The following is a 16,248-nucleotide window of genomic DNA, read 5'->3' as shown; positions in this document are numbered from 1 at the left end:
CTGTTGTCGATGGATAAACAAAAAGCCCTCAAAAAAATTGCTAAGTGTCTAGAACTTGGTAACTCAGCCAACGTTAATGAAGCGGCGAATGCGATCAAAATGGCGCACCGCCTCATGCTTAAGTACGGCTTAGACAAAGATGATATTGAATTCATCAAAATGGGCAAAACTAAATCGACACACTTACTGCCATCTAACGTCAGCTCGACCTTGCTTCGCATCATTCGGGGTATCAACACTAAGTTTGGTGTTGAGGCTGTGCTGACCAACCACAAAGGCTTGAAACGCGCCGAGTTCATCGGTGAGGCGGATCGTGCAATTTTCGCAGCGTTCGCATTCGATATCATTTATCGTGAACTGAATGAGCAAACAGGTAAATTCCGCAATAGCTTTGCGGGGACGGGGACTTCGACGGGTGAAGTTTCTCGGCGGGTCAATTCGTTTGTTTCTGGTTGGGTTGAGGGTGCATTGGAAAAACTGCCCATCATTAGCCCAGATGACGATTCAAACAAGAAAATCGACGACTACATCGATAAAGAGTTTAAGAATATTGACCGTGAAACGTTCAAGAAGCAACTGAGAGAAGCGATGAAAAACCTGACTGAAGATTACGAAGTCGGTCTTAAAAAAGGCCGCTCAGTATCAGTAAGCCGCCCTATTGATGGCGCACAAGCCCCTAAAATGCTCCGCTAATTTCTTATCCCACTTCCCATAACCTGGCTGAATTTCCATCACTTACGTTCAGCCAGCGTTAATATTCAGTCAATTAATATCTCCTCAATTGACATAAGTAACAACAAATAGTTAATTCTGTTCCCGCAAAAGTTCGCTTCTTTGCTTCATTCCTTGCGAACAAACGAATACTAAGAATACATGGAGATGTTTTCGTGAAAAAAATGACTTTAGCGCTAGCCGTCGCTATTGCCCTTTCCGGCTGTCAGGCAACTCAACGCCAAAATGCAACTACTGGTGAATCAGAAACAAACTCAGTAACCAAAGGTGCCTTACTCGGTGCTCTAGCAGGTGCAGCGGTGGGATTAGCAACAGGCGATGATGCAACTGAGCGTCGTCAACACGCTTTAATAGGTGCAGCTGGCGGTGCCGCTGTTGGAGGCGGCGTAGGTTACTACTTCGATCAACAAGAGGCTGCGCTAAGAAAAGAGTTGTTAGACTCTGGCGTGCAAGTGGAGCGTGTTGGTGAAAATCAGCTAATGCTTCGTATGGAAAATGGCATTGGCTTTCAAACCGGCTCATACAACTTAGACCCAAGCATTCATAACACCTTGCGTGGCGTGGCGAAAATTCTGGTCGAATACCCTGATACTAGCTTGGTCATTGAAGGACATACAGACAGCACTGGCAGTGATACCACTAATCAAGTGTTATCTGAACGTAGAGCCGAGTCCGTGCGCTCCTATCTTATCTCTCAGGGTGTTGCTTCCGGACGCGCCATCGCACGTGGTAATGGCGAACGTTTCCCTCTGTGCACGAACAACACCTCAGAAGGTCGTGCTTGCAACCGAAGAGTCGAGATCAAGATACTACCTCTCAAATAACATCCGTAATTTTCTCGATGAAAATGGCTTCTCAGGAAGCCATTTTTTATTTATCAGATAATACATTACACTATAGTGCAGGTAAGCCAGTTTTAATGGACTAAGGAATATCTTGAAATTTATCAGCCTTTTATTGTTGTTATTGTCCCCTCTCAGTTTGGCAGAGTCGATTGAAGCTTTAACCGCTAAAGCTCAGAATGACGACATAGAAGCACAGGTCCAACTAGCCAATCAATACCTCAATGGTGAAGAAACACCACCTTCACGAGGTGACGCTATTTACTGGTTCGAGCAAGCCGCTAACAATGGCAGTACTGAAGCCATCACCCAATTAGCCTCTCTTCACCTTCAGGGTGACAATAAGAACACTAAAGAAGCGATTTACTGGCTGACGCAACTCGCGGTAGCAGGTAACGTACAGGCTCAGTTAAATCTTGGCAAAGTGTATGAAAGCATGCCTCACTCACCAGAAACACTAGATTTGGCAGAAGTCTGGTATCGCACAGCTTCGCCACAAAGTGAAGAAGCAGAGCAAGCTTATGCAAGAGTGTTGGAGAAGAAGTTCAACGCTCAGAGAGCGAAGCAAGTATCCTCAATTGGTCAGTTAGAAGTCGCTTTTGATGATTCCAGTATTCAACTAAGTCCAATCGCTAAGAGCAAATCCAGCTCTAGCAAGCGCAGTAACGACATCATCTATTCTTTGATTGGGGTTTCGACAATACTTTTTATTTTAGCGATCTGGTTAGGCCGAAAAGTGAGTAAGCTGAAAGCACATTCAACACTCTCGCATAAAGGTCTATCTTCAGAAAAGCGTCAATTGGAGTCTCAGCTAAAAGACAAAAATAACTTGTTGAAGCAACAGAAAAAGCAACTGGAAACATTGTACAAACAGTTTAAGAAAATTCAGTCTGCTCAAAGCCCTAGCCCTCAAAGACGTCATGCTGAACCTTCAGCATCAGAACAAAAGCTTTCTCTGGCTTGTGCTCTATTTGGATTCAAAGTCGGCGCAATTCCTGCTGAAAAAGAAATAAAAGTCAGATATAAGCAGTTGTGTAAGATTTACCATCCAGATTTAAAAGGCAGTGATGAAGAAATGAAACGCCTTAATAGTGCGTTAAAGATCATCCTTACCAGTGTTAATAGATAGTTACAAATTAAAACACATTGAGTTTAAAACGCTCAAAGGTCTTATTTTTACTCACTTGCGCAATCGATCTCTCTCCCAGTTCACGTAACAAATAGTTAACTTACATTCCGCATGTATGTCATAATCTGCGCCGAAAATAACACCTGGTAAAACAAGGTGAGGAGAAATCTATGTTTACTATCGAAGGTATTTGCGACTGGTGCAAAAAACCTAGCCTGGTTACCAAACATGAGTATATTGATGGCCTCTGCCACCACTCTTGCAAAGAGTGTAACGACCTAGCAAAACTGGACGTTCGCCAATTCAATATCGCAGAGAGCCAGCAACGTGAGCGCCGCTCTCAGTCATAGCAGCCGCAATTTGCTTTCTAGATGAGAAGAAACAGCCACCGTTTGACGGTGGCTTTGTTGTTTTAAGAGGCGCTGATATTAGTTGATCACAGCGTCGGGTTGATTTTCAGGGGATGCAGCCTTAAAAGCAGGGTGCTGCCTTAGTGACATTGTCACTTTATGAATAATTGGGTAACGACTCAGATCTACATTGAATCGCTCTGCGTTGTACACTTGCGGAACCAAACATACATCGACCAAACTAATTTCATCCCCTACACAATAGGCACCATGAGTCTCAGCCAGCTTCTTTTCTAAGCTATGAAATCCGACTTCAATCCAGTGGCGATACCATTGTGATTTTTCTGCCTCTTCCACCGATAGCTCGTTGGTTAAATATTGCAGTACACGCAAATTGTTGATGGGATGAATATCAACCGCTATATCCTGCGCCAGAGCTTTAACCACATACCGCTTTTGTTTATCCAAAGGCGTGAGCAAAAGACTAGGATATTGCTCATCAAGATAATCAATAATGGCAAGTGACTGATTAAGGCGTACGTTCCCATCCACAAGAACTGGAACGAGTTCACTGGCGTTAAGAGACTGGAATTGGGCGGAGTGTTGCTCTCCGCCATTTTTGACCAAATGGATTGACTTCTGCGCATAGGGCAACTGTTTCAAGTTGAGCGCAATTCTAACTCTATAAGCCGCAGATGAGCGCCAGTATCCATACAACGTCATTTCCGACATCAGTATTTCACCACTTTCTGGTCAATAGAGCCAAAAATAGAATCACCAGTTGCGTCTTTCATTTCCATTTTGATTCGGTCGCCAAACTTCATAAAGCTGGTTGAAGGCTTACCATCTCGAATAGTTTCAATCATGCGCACTTCTGCAATACACGAATAACCCACGCCGCCTTCAGTAATAGATGTGCCGTATTCCGTACCTTGCTTATTTGAGACCGTACCCGAGCCCACGATAGCGCCAGCTGATAATGGGCGGGTTTTCGCAGCATGCGCCACCAGCTCAGGAAACTCGAACGTCATATCCACGCCTGCATTGGGGCAGCCAAATGCTTCGCCGTTGTAGAAAGACAGCAGAGGCAGAGTGACTTTACCACCATCCCATGCATCACCTAATTCGTCTGGTGTCACTGCCACCGGAGAGAATACAGAAGATGGTTTAGATTGGAAGAAACCGAAACCTTTTGCCAACTCATTCGGGATCAGCCCACGCAGTGAAACATCATTCACCAACATCAGTAGGCGAATCGAACCCGCTGCTTCTTCCGCAGTCGCCCCCATAGGTACATCGTCGGTGATCACAGCCACTTCACCTTCAAAATCGATGCCCCACTCCTCACTGCCTACAGGAATATCATCTCTAGGCCCGATAAACGCATCGGAACCCCCTTGATACATAAGTGGGTCAGTCCAGAAACTCGGTGGCATTTCGGCACCTCGGGCCTTACGCACCAGCTCAACGTGATTAACGTAAGCACTGCCATCGGCCCACTGATAAGCGCGCGGTAATGGGGATTCACACTGATTTTGTTCAAACGGTATCTCGGCAACCAGTTTACCTTCATTTAATGCTTTATAGACCTCAGCGAGTTGAGGCTCTACTTTCGACCATTGGTCAAGCGCCGACTGCAAAGTGGTGGCAATATCAGGCACAGCCGTACATTTAGTCAGATCTTTACTGACGACGACCAATTGTCCGTCTCGAGTGTCATTTTTCAGGGTCGCTAACTTCATCATTGTTCCCTTTTATTCTTCTGGATGTGATTTCCAACTGTAAACGTATTCTGGGTTCTCTACTGCATGAGCCTCATCGCTAAAGTTTAAAGCGTGTCGGGTATCGATCATCACAGCAACTTCATCAGTAAATTTCTTCTTGTATTGCTGACCCGCTTTAAATGCTTTCGGGTGTGGGCCGTGTGTAAAGCCTGCTGGGTGGAAAGTCACCATGCCGGCTTCAATATTGTCCCTGCTGAAAAAGTCACCCGCATGATAGAAAAGCACTTCATCGTAGTCATCGTTGTTGTGATAGAACGGTACCTTCAGCGCACCAGGGTCACTTTCAATCGGTCTTGGTACGAAGGTACAAACGACAAAACCTGCTCCTACAAACGTCGTATGTGCTGAAGGTGGTAAGTGGTATCGGTGAGACATTAACGGACGAATATCACGCCAGTTAAGCTTCACAACAGAGAGATCACCGTGCCACCCGATCGCATCAAGCGGGTTAAACGGATAAGTAATCACGCTCACTTGCTCGTGTCTTTTCACCTGCACTTGAGTTTGGTTTTCCGAATACTGCGCTTTGAAATGATCATCAATTGAAGGAATTTCCAACACGGCAGGATCAAACACCGCATGATTACCAACCATACCTTTTTCAGGCAATGAGTAAGCAGCATCGGTATTCTCGACCATAAGAATGAACATTGGCTCAGATGGCTCTAGGCGCCAGTTGGTCGAGCGAGGAATCATCACATAATCCCCTTCGCCGACCTCTAGATGACCGTAGTCGCAATACAGATCCGCTTTACCCTGATGGATAAACAGCAGTTCATCCCCATCGGCGTTTCGTACAAGAAAATCCATCTTGTCTTCCATACGCCAGATACGAATTTTACAGTCATTGTTATGCAAAAGGTTAGGCACCACCCATGGTGAAACCTGTGCCGCTTTCTCAACCAGATTAAAATTGAACGCGCGAGGTCTTAACTCCCCTTCCCATTCCGTCCAACCTGTTGGTGCATGTTGGTGATGGAAGTGTGCCGCTGGGCCGAAGAATCCGCTTCGGCCTGCTTCGCGCTCATAAATTGCGTCTTCCGGGAAGTCGGCGTGTGCCTGCTTGGAGCACACTCCCTCCCGGTGAGGGAATGTAATCCATTTATGCATCGCTCAATACTCCTCGACGAATCTGATCTTCTTCAATCGATTCAAACAGCGCTTTGAAGTTACCTTCACCGAAACCTTCGTTACCTTTACGCTGAATAATTTCAAAGAAAACTGGGCCAATTACCGTTTGAGTAAAGATTTGCAGTAAGATGCCATCTTTCATCGGCGCACCATCGATCAAGATCTGCAGATCTTTTAGTTTCTCAACATCTTCCGTGTGGCCTTCTACTCTCGAATCGATTTTTTCGTAGTAAGTATCTGGCGTTGGCATAAAGTCCATACCACGGTCGCGCAGCGTTTGTACGGTTTGATAAATATCATCCGTTGTCATTGCGATATGCTGGATGCCTTCGCCATTGTATTCACGGATAAACTCTTCAATTTGTGATTTGTCGTCTGAAGACTCATTGATTGGGATGCGGATTTTGCCACATGGTGCCGTCATCGCGCGGCTGACTAGGCCAGTCAGCTTACCTTCTATGTCGAAATAGCGGATTTCACGGAAATTACCAATACGCTCATAAAAACCAGCCCATGTATCCATGTTGCCCTGTTTAACGTTATGAGTCAGGTGGTCAATCTCATACATGCCTACGTCCGCTTTCTTCAAGCGAGCTTCAGCGTCTTCGTAAAAATTGAAATCAACATCATAGATGCTCTGTTTTCCGTAACGATCCACGAAATACAGTAAGCTTTCACCGATTCCGTATACCCCAGGAATACTCAATTCCATTGGGCCGACTTCAGTTTTATACTCTTCTGCCCCATTTTCTATCGCATGTGCCATTGCAACACCGGCATCTTTGACACGAAATGCCATGCCACAAACCGATGGTCCATGAATTTTGGCAAACTCTTCAGCCTGACTATGAGGCTGAGCATTGACGATGAAGCTGATATCTCCCTGGCGGTATAACCACGCTTCTTTTGAACGGTGCTTGGCTATCTCCGCGAACCCTAGAGAAACAAACAACGCCTTCAATTGCCCGATCCCTTCATCTGTCGCAGCGGTGTACTCGACAAATTCAAATCCATCAGTTCCAAGTGGGTTATATACTTGAGTCATTGTTCTTCCCTCAGTGATTGGTTACGTCCTTTCTTATTAACTTGAACCAACTTGATGACTAAGGGAATAAAGCTGCTCTAAATCGCTCTGGATGTACTTTCAAGTTATTTTGTAAATAAAACGTAACAGAACCAGGCCAAATCGTTAAGAGACTGAATAATATAAATTTATCACAAAAATTAGTAACATTTATTTTACATTCAACATATCAATTAGCAACTTCGTTGCCCATGCGCACCATTTACCCAGCCAGCACTACTCCGATTTGATAGGTAAAATTAAACACATTGCCTAGCAATAAGTATCAGATTTATCTGAAGAATGAATAGATAAACCGAACACGTATAAATAGTAAAAATCTCACTTTTAGGCTCCCAAGATTTCAGCCATATAACCCCTCATTTATTGATTTAACTCAGAGATCGGAATCTACGGGCAAGGATATGGTAACGACCTCTGTTCCCAAAAAGGTCAAATAACAATGAGTGAGATAAACCGTGAACGTCTGATAGAGCATTTCTTTCAGCTTATAAAGATCGACAGTGAATCACGCAATGAAAAGCAGATAGCTGAAACACTCGCAGAGCAGCTTGGTGCAATGGGACTCGCGGTGCACAAGTTACCCGTACCTCGTCAAGTTTCCAATGGCTTTAACGTATACGCGCGACTTGAAGGTAGCCTTGATGGCAGCATTGTTCTAAGTAGTCACATGGACACTGTCACACCGGGTATTGGCATTGAGCCTGTCATTGAAGACGGTATTATTCGTTCCAAGGGCGACACTATTCTTGGCGGTGACGACAAGTCAGGCATCGCTGCAATCATGGAAGCTATCCGCTGTATTCAGTCTGACGGATTGGCGCATAAAACCATTGAACTTGCCTTTACGGTTCATGAAGAAGGTGGCTTGTTTGGTTCTCAGCACTTTGACATGTCATACATCACGTCAGACAAAGCGATTGTTCTTGATACAGGTGGACCAATCGGCACTATCGTCAACGCAGCACCAGGCCAACAAAAGATAATTGCGAAAATTAAAGGTAAACCAGCCCACGCAGGTCTAGCACCTGAAGAAGGGATTAGTGCCATTCAAGTCGCAGCTGATGCCATAAGTAAAATGAAGTTGCTTCGTATCGACAGCGAAACCACTGCGAACATTGGTATTGTGGAAGGCGGAAACGCAACAAATATCGTTATGCCGGAACTTAAAGTCGTCGCAGAAGCCCGCTCTCTAAATGACGACAAACTGACTCAACAAGTGTCTCATATGATCGAGACATTTGAGCACACATGCCAGCAACATGGAGCTAGCGTAGAGATTGAATCTACCCGCGCATACAATGCATTTGTTATTGCAGATGATCACCCACACATTGAGTCCGTTAAAGCATCATTTGAAGCTATTGGCGCCAAACCTTACACCAAAGGCACAGGTGGTGGCAGCGATGCAAACAACTTTAACGCGAAGGGTCTAACAACAGTTAATGTCTCGACTGGTATGGCAAAAGTTCATACTACCGAAGAATTCATCGCCATCGATGATATGGTAAAAATTTCACAATTTGTGAAACATTACCTAACTCATTAATAATAACTAAATTAGAGCCGGCTTATATTATCTGGCTCTTCACTTCAATTAGCCATCTTGCTCAAATAACACTCAACTCAATATCGATTAATATCTAATTACTTATTTCTTCATTATTTCGCTAGTCATTTATAGTCAATAATATTGATAGCATAAATATAGATTGTTAAACTGCGCCGTCTCAATAACAATACATTGCATATTAATGTTTATAAGAACTGCATTACTCATCGTCACTTGTGCTTTTTCATCACTGTCACTCGCCGAAGCCTCAGAAAAAGGAACTACAGAACAAATTTATCATTCTGGAAGCAACTACTTAGCGGAAAGCTATGATGTATTTTCACCGGATAACAAAACATTTGAATTGGTTTTGAAAGATCTCGATTCGGACAAATGTTTGGTGTTCCAAAAAAGTGAGAAGTCAGATCTCGTCCGTGTCTATGCGACTAACCTGAATAAGAGTCACTACGTTACGCGGCCAATATCAGGCAAGATTCAAATTCGCTTCAGCGAAGACCCGAATCTCTATGATCTTACGACAAACAGGCATTACATCAGACCAACGCTTACGCGGTTGAGTAAAGAAAGAGACGCTGAGTTGTTTAAAAGTTTGAGCGTACAGGAGATTATGTTTGTAAAGCTCGATGTACTAGGTAAAGAACACGTATTAAAAATCAATATCGAGGATTTGGAAGAACTATTGAAGATGGGGACCTTTATTTAAGAGTTCATATTTTCATCATTTGAGTGAGCTTATATAAAAATACCCTTTTAAATATAAGCTCTTTATATGAATAACTATCCTCAGTGCAATCGTTTCACTTATTAATTCACCCCAATCTTTAATTGATATAATTATATATAGCCCTTCAGATAAACTTGAAAAATTAAACGAATGCTTGCCTATAAGTAAAACTCTCCGCACTCGCAGTGTACGTTTACCTGCTCTTCTAGTTCTAGGGCCATGATTTTGATACCAAGGAAAGTAAATAACCCTCCAGTCATACAACCCATCACCACTAATATCTTCTGATAGGCGGATTTCGTAGAACGAAGAGATGTTAAGTCTTAACCATGGATTTGTTGGGAGAGTAGAGGTTTAGCAAATTCCCGCTCAACATCAATAGAGCACCTAGTATCAGAGAAGTTTCAAACGATTCCGAGTAAAGCACAATACCGACTACTGCGATGACTGGTAACCTCAAGAAGTCCATCGTTACGACCACGCTGGCCTCAGCATGTTGCATCGCTTTCGTAATACAAAAATGGGCAGTTAGCGCGGTGATGCCTACAACCGCAATCCATACCCATTGCCAACCTGACGGAAGCTGCCACTCCGAAAGAGACATACCTAGGCCAATAGGAAGCTGAATCATACACATAAGAAACAGTATCGTTAGCGGATGCTCAGTTGATGATAAGGACTTCGTTGTCGCATGGGCAATGGAGTAACCAATCGCCGCCCCCAAAACGATAATGGCAGCAAGATTAACTATCTCGGTTCCGGGCTGAACGATCATCCATACGCCAGCGAAGCCAAACGTTATTGCACTCACTTTCCGGACATTGAGCTTTTCACCCAGAAATAAACAAGCGATCAATAAGGTCCATAAAGGAACGGTAAATTCCATTGCAAATACTTCGGCTAAAGGTAGCAAGCCGATACCAACAAACCAGCCATACTGACCGCCAAAATGGAAGACATTCCTCAGCGTATGTAGGCCCATACGCTGCGTTCGAAACAACCTAAACTGCCCAGATTTAACGATCAATAGAGAGACAATAATCAAACCAATCAGGCTGCGAAAAAACAGGACTAGAAAAGTGTCAACGTGGCCACTTAATTCTCTGGCCCCAACCGCCATCAAGCTAAAAGAGACCAGAGCACCTGTCATCCAAATTGCAGCCATCATCATTTGACTGATTCCTTAATCACTCAAGCATATTGCCCAACGATAGCTATATCATACTTTCAGGAAGCTAAACAAAAGGAAAAATCTGACCGTATTAGCAACTCTAGAACATTTGGACCGTCAACTAAGCCCTACATTTCTTGATAAGACTGAATGGTTTTTAGCGCTTTTGAAAGGTTGTTTTTACCATTGAAGTCATGTGCAATCGCGATAACATCACAGCCTGATGCTGTTCCTGCCTCAACGCCTGCATAAGAATCTTCAAATACTAACGTTCGCTCTGGAGAAACACTGAGCTTATTCAAAGCAAGTTGATAGGCTTCGGGGTCCGGCTTGTGCTTTGTTACGTGTTCTTGTGTTATCACCACATCAAACATCCCGCTGAGCTGTAGGGACTGTAAAATATTATCCACCATCCAAGTGGCCGCAGAACTGACTACCGCGCACTGCTTGCCAGCTGATTTTAGATTTTCCAAATACGCTTTTGCTCCCGGGTTAAGGGTCAGATTCTCATCCAGCAATCTCTCATAATGAGCTCTAAAGTGCTGGTTGAACTCCTTCAACTCCGGCGCAATGTCCGCATGCGAGAAAAAATGCCCGGTCACTACTGGCCAACTTTCTCCCATCACATCTTTGTAGATATTAAAATCAACTTCGGCGCCGTAATCCTTGCACGCTAGCGCTAAAGCTTGGCCTTTAAGTGGTTCTGAGTTGACTAAGGTACCGTCCATGTCGAACAGGTAAACATCGTAATTTTTCAAACGCTACTCCATGTTTGATTTTATGGTAAATCTCGTAATTTCCTCGCCGGGTTTCCTGCGTAAATCCCCTTTTCTGTGATGTCTTTAGTCACGACACTACGCGCACCGATCACGGCTCCGTCACATATGTTGACAGCAAGAATGGTCGCGTTTGACCCTACTGTCACCTGGTTGCCGATGTTTGTTCGCCCCCAACTATTAGGATCGGGATCAGGCTGACCTTCTTTGAACAAGTCATTTGCGAACATCACACCATGCCCAATGAAGCAATCCTCACCAATCTTCACGTACTCGCAAATAAAACTGTGAGATTGAATCTTAGTGCGTGCCCCAATAACAGTATTCTTCTGTATTTCAACAAATGGCCCGACAAACACACCGTTTTTCAATGTGCATCCATATAAATTGGAGGGTTCAACAATGGTGACATCGTCCCCAAACGTCACATCCACAACCTTGGCTTGTAATACTCTCGGCACGCTCAAGTTCCTTACTGAAATATCGCATCTTCAATAGGACACCAAAGTGATAGAAAAGGTTCGAACTGTTTGAAAGGAATAAACTTTTTAGCTGAAAGATTATGCTTGAAGTAAACCTCTTCAAGCGCCCAGATATGATGATCAGCGTATATACCCCATGCGAATGCGCCGTCGCGAATTTCTTCTAGACTCAAATTCTTCTTACTTAGGTAACCCTCTATAAAAGCTTTGGACTTGTTTACATCCAACTGAAACATATATTGACAAGCACGCGCAATTTCATAAGCAGGAGGCATGTACTGCAATAGATCCCAGTCAATAATACCCGAAACCTGTTTGTTCTTATCAAAGAAGAGATTGTAATGATGATAATCTCCATGAATCAAAATTCGCTTAGTCTTCGGCTGAAACTCGTGCCGACTTTGAGAAGAAGCAATGTAAGCCATCTGAGCTTGAGCGCGTTTCATCGCCCAAACGTCGACCTCTTCAGGCTCTTTTATACTATTAATCGCTCTATTGATTCGTTCCAGTCTTTCGAGCCAGTTTTGCTGGCTCCAACTCAGCTCAATAGTAGGGAAGCTTCTCTGTGTCTTTGTCTCCATGACTAGGTGTAAATTAGCGAGTGCGGCCCCCGAATTAAATGCATAAGTACAGTCAAATTCGCTTGAGGACACTTGCCTGCCTGTGGCTTCCGGATAGAGGACAAAGCATTCTCCTTTCCATAGAGTGATAGGTGAATTTTCGGCATTCAAGCAAGGCTCTACAATAAAATGCAATGAAGAGGAAAGTTCTGCCAGTAAACGAAGCTCATCTTTGATTCGATGATTGTTCGTATGTTTAAAGTGGCGTAGATAGTATGTTTCGTCTGATCGAATTCTATAAGTAGAATTTACAGCGCCAGAGATCACTTCTTGAATCTCTGCTCGCTCAGATGTTTGCACCCAGCAATTTAAAACTTGTTTATCTAACATCCTCCCTCCTCAGCTCTAATCTCGTAATCTAGGTTACAAAGCCTCCACCCATTGAGAGCGCCACTCTGGTGCTGGATAATTGTCAGGCCAAAACTCGAGTTGTTTTGCAATGAGCCCGTTTACCACAGTATGAAATGTGATGGCTCTGGCGCTCTGAGTACCATCTGTTATCGACACGTCAGTAACGACCGTCTCACCTTCGCAAACTATCGAGTGAATATCAAAAGTCCAGATACCGTGACCTGGATAATTCGTGTTGAGCGCGGCGAAGTTATCTCGTCCAATAATCTTTTCTTTCGATTGGGGCCATACGCCTTCAAAATCTTCGCTTAACCATTCGCTGGCCTTGTAAAAATCATTACTTTGCATCGCTTGCCAAAAAGCGTTCACGACTTCTTTTGCATTCATTTTTTTACTCCATTAAAACAAAGTGCGTTGGTGATATCAGAAGATTAGAGTTCGAGATAGAGCCTCAACATATCCTTATGTTGGATACCATCTTCAAAAATCGGCTCTGGGTAGTGGATGAGAAAATGATCTTTCAATACCGAATCCACGCGGAAACCGAGGCGTTGATAAAACTTGAGTTGATAGCCAAAACATCCTGTTCCTAACTCAACACGTTTTACACCTGAAGACTTAAGTTCTCTGAGAACAAACTCGAGCAAGTGGCTGCCTATTCCTCTCCCGTGGAAAGTTGGCAAAACAGAAGCATTCATTAACTCCACCAGCGATTGGCTGCGTGGCAGCATAACCATGACACCAATAAACTTTCCCTCATCATCCTCGGCAACAAAACATTGAGATTTGCTTAGATACGACTGAATGTTCTCTTCGCTTGGGTCCGCTTCGAGTAATAGCGGTAATGGCACTTGCTCAGGCGCTATCTGTTTGTATTCCATGACTGGTTTTTCACTCTCTATAGCTGTATCCAATATCTTGCCAAAAGGTTGGGAAACACTTTACCCATAACAATGTTTTCTAATTGACCACCATTCGCTTCAATCACTTTTCGGGATGGCCAATTATCATCATCTGCAGTCACAAGTGCTTTGAATATCCCTAGTTTACGAGCTTCCGCCAATGCTAACTTCAGCATCATCTTACCGTTACCTTGGCCTCGGAAGTTGGGGGCGATGTCATACCCGATATGGCCAGCTTCAGAAGAAAGAAATTCATTTTCAATATGATGACGAATACGAATGACTCCGCGAATATTCTGATTTTCATCAATCAACCAGAAATGGCTACAAGGGACGTAACCCGGTTTTAAATCGATACCCAAAGATTCGTTGGAAAGCTGACTGACATAGCGTTCAATATCATTCTCACCTTCCTCATAGTAATCTGCGTTCTCAGGATCATTTTGTTTGAAATCTTGGTAGAATCGAGAAAATGCCTCTTTGAACTGCAATGAAGGGGGGATTAATCTCATCAATTCTGTCCCTCACTCTCAGAATTATTTTTTAGACCATATTGATAGAAAACAACTCGTTGTTCATTCATGGACTGTTTTACAAAGCCAAGCTTTTCTAAAAGTTTCAACGATGCAATGTTTGACTCATCAACACCAGCGACGAGCTCTCTCCAGCCACTTTTGCTCGCAATAGAGTCGATAAACCCAGCAAGCAGCTCACTAGCCAACCCTTGCCCCCAGTACTCTTCTGCCAGCAAATAGCCGATATGCGCACTACCGCTGTCTTGATAGACGAATACAAACCCAGCTAATGAGCCATCGTTAGCTCTCACTACATAAAGTACGCTCTCGTCATTCATTTTGCTTAACCAGATCTCTGCTGATTCATTAGACCTGACTTGGTGAAAGTACGGAGGTAAATTCTCAACAACCTTTTCTGTCAGTGTTGCTTGAATTTCAGATAGAAAATGAGCATCGCGATCGTCATCTTTAAACTGCTTTATGGTTAATCTGTTTGTGTGATATGTTTCCACCGGAACCTCACTTACTATTAAACTCATCTGTGTTTATGGTGCTTTTTAGCTAGCCTTTCGTTGCCCCGTTTGTAATTGCCAGTGACTCTCGCCATCAGTTGCTGTTGGTCATGATTTGAGAGAGTACTGACCTTCGAAACGAATTCAGATGCCTGCTTTCCACGCAATATGGTAACAATCTTACCATTACGTAAAATCCTCAGTTCAGCCCGATTCTCTTCAAAGGAAAAACCTAGGTCAGACCCCATATTAATACTCCTCAACTTCAAACTGGTAAGCGACTCGTCTACCCCACCCGTTTGCCAATTGCTGAATATCCTCAATACCATAGGGTTGACCTTCAATCATGCGTAGCGCAAGTTCAACACTCTGTGATTCCTTTGGAGAATGGTGTAATACGGCTTTTGCACACCACTTTATCTCCACGTGCCAACTGTTGTCCTTTTCTGCGATCAAGGTGTAAGCGCTACGAAGGATCTTCTTAGCCAACATTTTACCCATATACTTATGGTTAGACTCATTAAGCTCATCACATGCTTGGGTTATAAATGACGAGAGATCACCGTTGAGAGCAAAACCGATTTTCCGGTTTGGTTGTAACCGATTGAATTTCTGGGACAAGTCGTCACCTGACACACAACAGCAGCAATGCTTTAACCAAAACTGCCAGTGATAAATTTCATTTGGAGAAAGGATTGCTTCTAGGTGGCCAGGATCGAAGTCTATCTTGCTGAAAATAGTTAACTCTTGCTCTAATTCTGATTTGGTGACCTCAAGTTTTCGTTCGGTTTCAAGATCTAAAGGCTTAGTGAAAACAATAGATAAGTCTAAATCTGACTCAAACTCAACCGCAGTTCCCCTAGCAACACTCCCATATAGATAAAGGCTATGAATTCTGCCTGAAAAAGTGTCACGTAAACAGCTAACCACACGGTCAACTGACTGCCTAAACGCGGGCTGAATATAGGCGACTGAACAATGATTAAGAATGTAACCTTGCTCGTCCAACCCGTTATTCATTGGTTTCATCAAGTTTGTCACGCCACTCTTGTTGTAATATTGCCATAACTACCGTGTCCCACCAGCGCCCTTTAAAATATCTGTTCTCTTTGAACACCGCTTCTCTGCGCATACCCAAGTCAGAGCAAAGCTTAAGAGCCGCGCGGTTCTCCTTAATCGTTTCGGCGTATATCCGATGCATATTAAGCTCACGAAACCCATAATTTGCCAAAGCCGTCGCAGCTTCATAAATCAAACCGCTTCCCTGAAATGAACGTGCTATTCCACATCCCATCGACGCATTATGTTCATCTTCCAATCTCAAGCATACCGTACCAATAAAGATGCCTTGCTGTTTATGCTCTATTGCAAGCTGGTAACTCCTTCTTGGTATTTCGGCAGCCTGTTGAATAAACAATTTTGTCAATTGACGGTATTTTTCTGCTTTGCTGTCCGCTTCGTCATAGAAACGTTGATACTTTACGTCTTGAGATATCGCCACAAACGCGGCTTCATCTTCTAGCGACATGTCTCTAATAACAAGTCTTGGTGTTTCTAGCCTAAACAATTG

General features: G+C 43.7%; 21 protein-coding genes. 6 read left to right on the top strand and 15 right to left on the bottom strand.

Annotation, left to right across the window (positions count from 1 at the left end; translation table 11 throughout):
• Window positions 1-9: 9 nt before the first annotated feature.
• The 4 genes from VIC_RS19750 to VIC_RS19735 all read left to right on the top strand — a co-directional run bounded on the left by VIC_RS19750 (window position 10) and on the right by VIC_RS19735 (window position 3,053).
• Window positions 10-693: a DUF2786 domain-containing protein gene (locus tag VIC_RS19750; RefSeq protein ID WP_006962010.1), complete on the top strand. Its 684-nt coding sequence runs from the start codon at window positions 10-12 to the stop codon at window positions 691-693.
• Between the two features lie 194 nt (window positions 694-887).
• Window positions 888-1,556 (top strand): OmpA family protein, encoded by a 669-nt coding sequence (locus VIC_RS19745; RefSeq protein ID WP_006962009.1) that lies wholly within the window; start codon window positions 888-890, stop codon window positions 1,554-1,556.
• A 112-nt stretch (window positions 1,557-1,668) separates the two neighbouring features.
• Window positions 1,669-2,703, top strand: a complete 1,035-nt coding sequence (locus VIC_RS19740) for a tetratricopeptide repeat protein (protein ID WP_006962008.1) — start codon at window positions 1,669-1,671, stop codon at window positions 2,701-2,703.
• 170 nt (window positions 2,704-2,873) lie between these two features.
• Window positions 2,874-3,053, top strand: coding sequence for a hypothetical protein (locus tag VIC_RS19735; protein WP_006962007.1), 180 nt, complete (start codon window positions 2,874-2,876; stop codon window positions 3,051-3,053).
• A 78-nt stretch (window positions 3,054-3,131) separates the two neighbouring features.
• Here VIC_RS19735 and maiA read toward each other — a convergent pair whose 3' ends face one another.
• The 4 genes from maiA to hppD are packed head-to-tail and all read right to left on the bottom strand — an operon-like array spanning window position 3,132 to window position 7,013.
• Window positions 3,132-3,785, bottom strand: a complete 654-nt coding sequence (maiA, locus tag VIC_RS19730; protein WP_006962006.1) for a maleylacetoacetate isomerase — start codon at window positions 3,783-3,785, stop codon at window positions 3,132-3,134.
• Window positions 3,785-4,795 carry a fumarylacetoacetate hydrolase family protein gene (locus VIC_RS19725; RefSeq protein ID WP_006962005.1) on the bottom strand — a complete coding sequence of 337 codons (1,011 nt, stop codon included), beginning with the start codon at window positions 4,793-4,795 and terminating at the stop codon, window positions 3,785-3,787. The genes maiA and VIC_RS19725 overlap by 1 nt, the downstream gene beginning before the upstream one ends.
• A gap of 12 nt (window positions 4,796-4,807) precedes the next feature.
• Window positions 4,808-5,947: a homogentisate 1,2-dioxygenase gene (locus tag VIC_RS19720; protein WP_019275648.1), complete on the bottom strand. Its 1,140-nt coding sequence runs from the start codon at window positions 5,945-5,947 to the stop codon at window positions 4,808-4,810.
• Window positions 5,940-7,013, bottom strand: coding sequence for a 4-hydroxyphenylpyruvate dioxygenase (gene hppD / locus VIC_RS19715; protein WP_006962003.1), 1,074 nt, complete (start codon window positions 7,011-7,013; stop codon window positions 5,940-5,942). The genes VIC_RS19720 and hppD overlap by 8 nt, the downstream gene beginning before the upstream one ends.
• 481 nt (window positions 7,014-7,494) lie before the next feature.
• Here hppD and VIC_RS19710 point away from each other — a divergent pair, with 481 nt between their 5' ends.
• A complete protein-coding gene (locus tag VIC_RS19710; RefSeq protein ID WP_006962002.1) occupies window positions 7,495-8,601 on the top strand; it encodes a M20/M25/M40 family metallo-hydrolase in 1,107 nt (368 codons plus the stop codon).
• A 205-nt stretch (window positions 8,602-8,806) separates the two neighbouring features.
• Complete coding sequence (locus VIC_RS19705) at window positions 8,807-9,328, top strand: hypothetical protein (RefSeq protein WP_019275651.1); 522 nt, start codon at window positions 8,807-8,809, stop codon at window positions 9,326-9,328.
• Window positions 9,329-9,665: 337 nt separating this feature from the next.
• Here the strand turns inward: VIC_RS19705 and VIC_RS19700 are convergent, their stop codons facing one another.
• The 11 genes from VIC_RS19700 to VIC_RS19650 all read right to left on the bottom strand — a co-directional run bounded on the left by VIC_RS19700 (window position 9,666) and on the right by VIC_RS19650 (window position 16,245).
• Window positions 9,666-10,520 (bottom strand): DMT family transporter, encoded by an 855-nt coding sequence (locus VIC_RS19700; protein ID WP_006962000.1) that lies wholly within the window; start codon window positions 10,518-10,520, stop codon window positions 9,666-9,668.
• 128 nt (window positions 10,521-10,648) lie between these two features.
• Window positions 10,649-11,278: an HAD family hydrolase gene (locus tag VIC_RS19695; protein WP_006961999.1), complete on the bottom strand. Its 630-nt coding sequence runs from the start codon at window positions 11,276-11,278 to the stop codon at window positions 10,649-10,651.
• 20 nt (window positions 11,279-11,298) lie between these two features.
• Complete coding sequence (locus tag VIC_RS19690) at window positions 11,299-11,763, bottom strand: acyltransferase (RefSeq protein ID WP_172857534.1); 465 nt, start codon at window positions 11,761-11,763, stop codon at window positions 11,299-11,301.
• 5 nt (window positions 11,764-11,768) lie between these two features.
• A complete protein-coding gene (locus VIC_RS19685) occupies window positions 11,769-12,728 on the bottom strand; it encodes an aminoglycoside phosphotransferase family protein (RefSeq protein ID WP_006961997.1) in 960 nt (319 codons plus the stop codon).
• 33 nt (window positions 12,729-12,761) lie between these two features.
• Window positions 12,762-13,136 (bottom strand): nuclear transport factor 2 family protein, encoded by a 375-nt coding sequence (locus tag VIC_RS19680; RefSeq protein WP_006961996.1) that lies wholly within the window; start codon window positions 13,134-13,136, stop codon window positions 12,762-12,764.
• Between the two features lie 44 nt (window positions 13,137-13,180).
• On the bottom strand, window positions 13,181-13,630 hold the full coding sequence (locus VIC_RS19675; protein ID WP_006961995.1) for a GNAT family N-acetyltransferase: 450 nt from the start codon (window positions 13,628-13,630) through the stop codon (window positions 13,181-13,183).
• A gap of 17 nt (window positions 13,631-13,647) precedes the next feature.
• A complete protein-coding gene (locus tag VIC_RS19670) occupies window positions 13,648-14,163 on the bottom strand; it encodes a GNAT family N-acetyltransferase (protein WP_039952342.1) in 516 nt (171 codons plus the stop codon).
• A complete protein-coding gene (locus VIC_RS19665; protein ID WP_080555956.1) occupies window positions 14,163-14,678 on the bottom strand; it encodes a GNAT family N-acetyltransferase in 516 nt (171 codons plus the stop codon). Before VIC_RS19665 ends, VIC_RS19670 begins: the two co-directional genes overlap by 1 nt.
• Before the next feature lie 23 nt (window positions 14,679-14,701).
• On the bottom strand, window positions 14,702-14,926 hold the full coding sequence (locus VIC_RS19660) for a hypothetical protein (protein WP_039952340.1): 225 nt from the start codon (window positions 14,924-14,926) through the stop codon (window positions 14,702-14,704).
• Window position 14,927: 1 nt separating this feature from the next.
• Window positions 14,928-15,698, bottom strand: a complete 771-nt coding sequence (locus tag VIC_RS19655) for a nucleotidyltransferase domain-containing protein (protein ID WP_006961992.1) — start codon at window positions 15,696-15,698, stop codon at window positions 14,928-14,930.
• Window positions 15,691-16,245, bottom strand: coding sequence for a GNAT family N-acetyltransferase (locus tag VIC_RS19650; RefSeq protein WP_039952337.1), 555 nt, complete (start codon window positions 16,243-16,245; stop codon window positions 15,691-15,693). Before VIC_RS19650 ends, VIC_RS19655 begins: the two co-directional genes overlap by 8 nt.
• Window positions 16,246-16,248: the final 3 nt, after the last annotated feature.

The sequence above is a fragment of the Vibrio coralliilyticus ATCC BAA-450 genome (assembly GCF_000176135.1).
Taxonomy (GTDB): Bacteria; Pseudomonadota; Gammaproteobacteria; order Enterobacterales; family Vibrionaceae; genus Vibrio; species Vibrio coralliilyticus.
This window is presented reverse-complemented; position numbering and strand designations above follow the sequence as displayed.

Coding starts and splice junctions, on each gene's coding strand:
- VIC_RS19750 (WP_006962010.1), top strand. CDS start 10: ATGGATAAACAAAAAGCCCTCAAAAAAATTGCTAAGTGTCTAGAACTT.
- VIC_RS19705 (WP_019275651.1), top strand. CDS start 8,807: ATGTTTATAAGAACTGCATTACTCATCGTCACTTGTGCTTTTTCATCA.
- VIC_RS19675 (WP_006961995.1), bottom strand. CDS start 13,630: ATGGAATACAAACAGATAGCGCCTGAGCAAGTGCCATTACCGCTATTA.
- VIC_RS19700 (WP_006962000.1), bottom strand. CDS start 10,520: ATGATGATGGCTGCAATTTGGATGACAGGTGCTCTGGTCTCTTTTAGC.
- VIC_RS19670 (WP_039952342.1), bottom strand. CDS start 14,163: ATGAGATTAATCCCCCCTTCATTGCAGTTCAAAGAGGCATTTTCTCGA.
- VIC_RS19685 (WP_006961997.1), bottom strand. CDS start 12,728: ATGTTAGATAAACAAGTTTTAAATTGCTGGGTGCAAACATCTGAGCGA.
- VIC_RS19655 (WP_006961992.1), bottom strand. CDS start 15,698: ATGAATAACGGGTTGGACGAGCAAGGTTACATTCTTAATCATTGTTCA.
- maiA (WP_006962006.1), bottom strand. CDS start 3,785: ATGTCGGAAATGACGTTGTATGGATACTGGCGCTCATCTGCGGCTTAT.
- hppD (WP_006962003.1), bottom strand. CDS start 7,013: ATGACTCAAGTATATAACCCACTTGGAACTGATGGATTTGAATTTGTC.
- VIC_RS19720 (WP_019275648.1), bottom strand. CDS start 5,947: ATGCATAAATGGATTACATTCCCTCACCGGGAGGGAGTGTGCTCCAAG.
- VIC_RS19680 (WP_006961996.1), bottom strand. CDS start 13,136: ATGAATGCAAAAGAAGTCGTGAACGCTTTTTGGCAAGCGATGCAAAGT.
- VIC_RS19725 (WP_006962005.1), bottom strand. CDS start 4,795: ATGAAGTTAGCGACCCTGAAAAATGACACTCGAGACGGACAATTGGTC.
- VIC_RS19710 (WP_006962002.1), top strand. CDS start 7,495: ATGAGTGAGATAAACCGTGAACGTCTGATAGAGCATTTCTTTCAGCTT.
- VIC_RS19735 (WP_006962007.1), top strand. CDS start 2,874: ATGTTTACTATCGAAGGTATTTGCGACTGGTGCAAAAAACCTAGCCTG.
- VIC_RS19660 (WP_039952340.1), bottom strand. CDS start 14,926: ATGGGGTCTGACCTAGGTTTTTCCTTTGAAGAGAATCGGGCTGAACTG.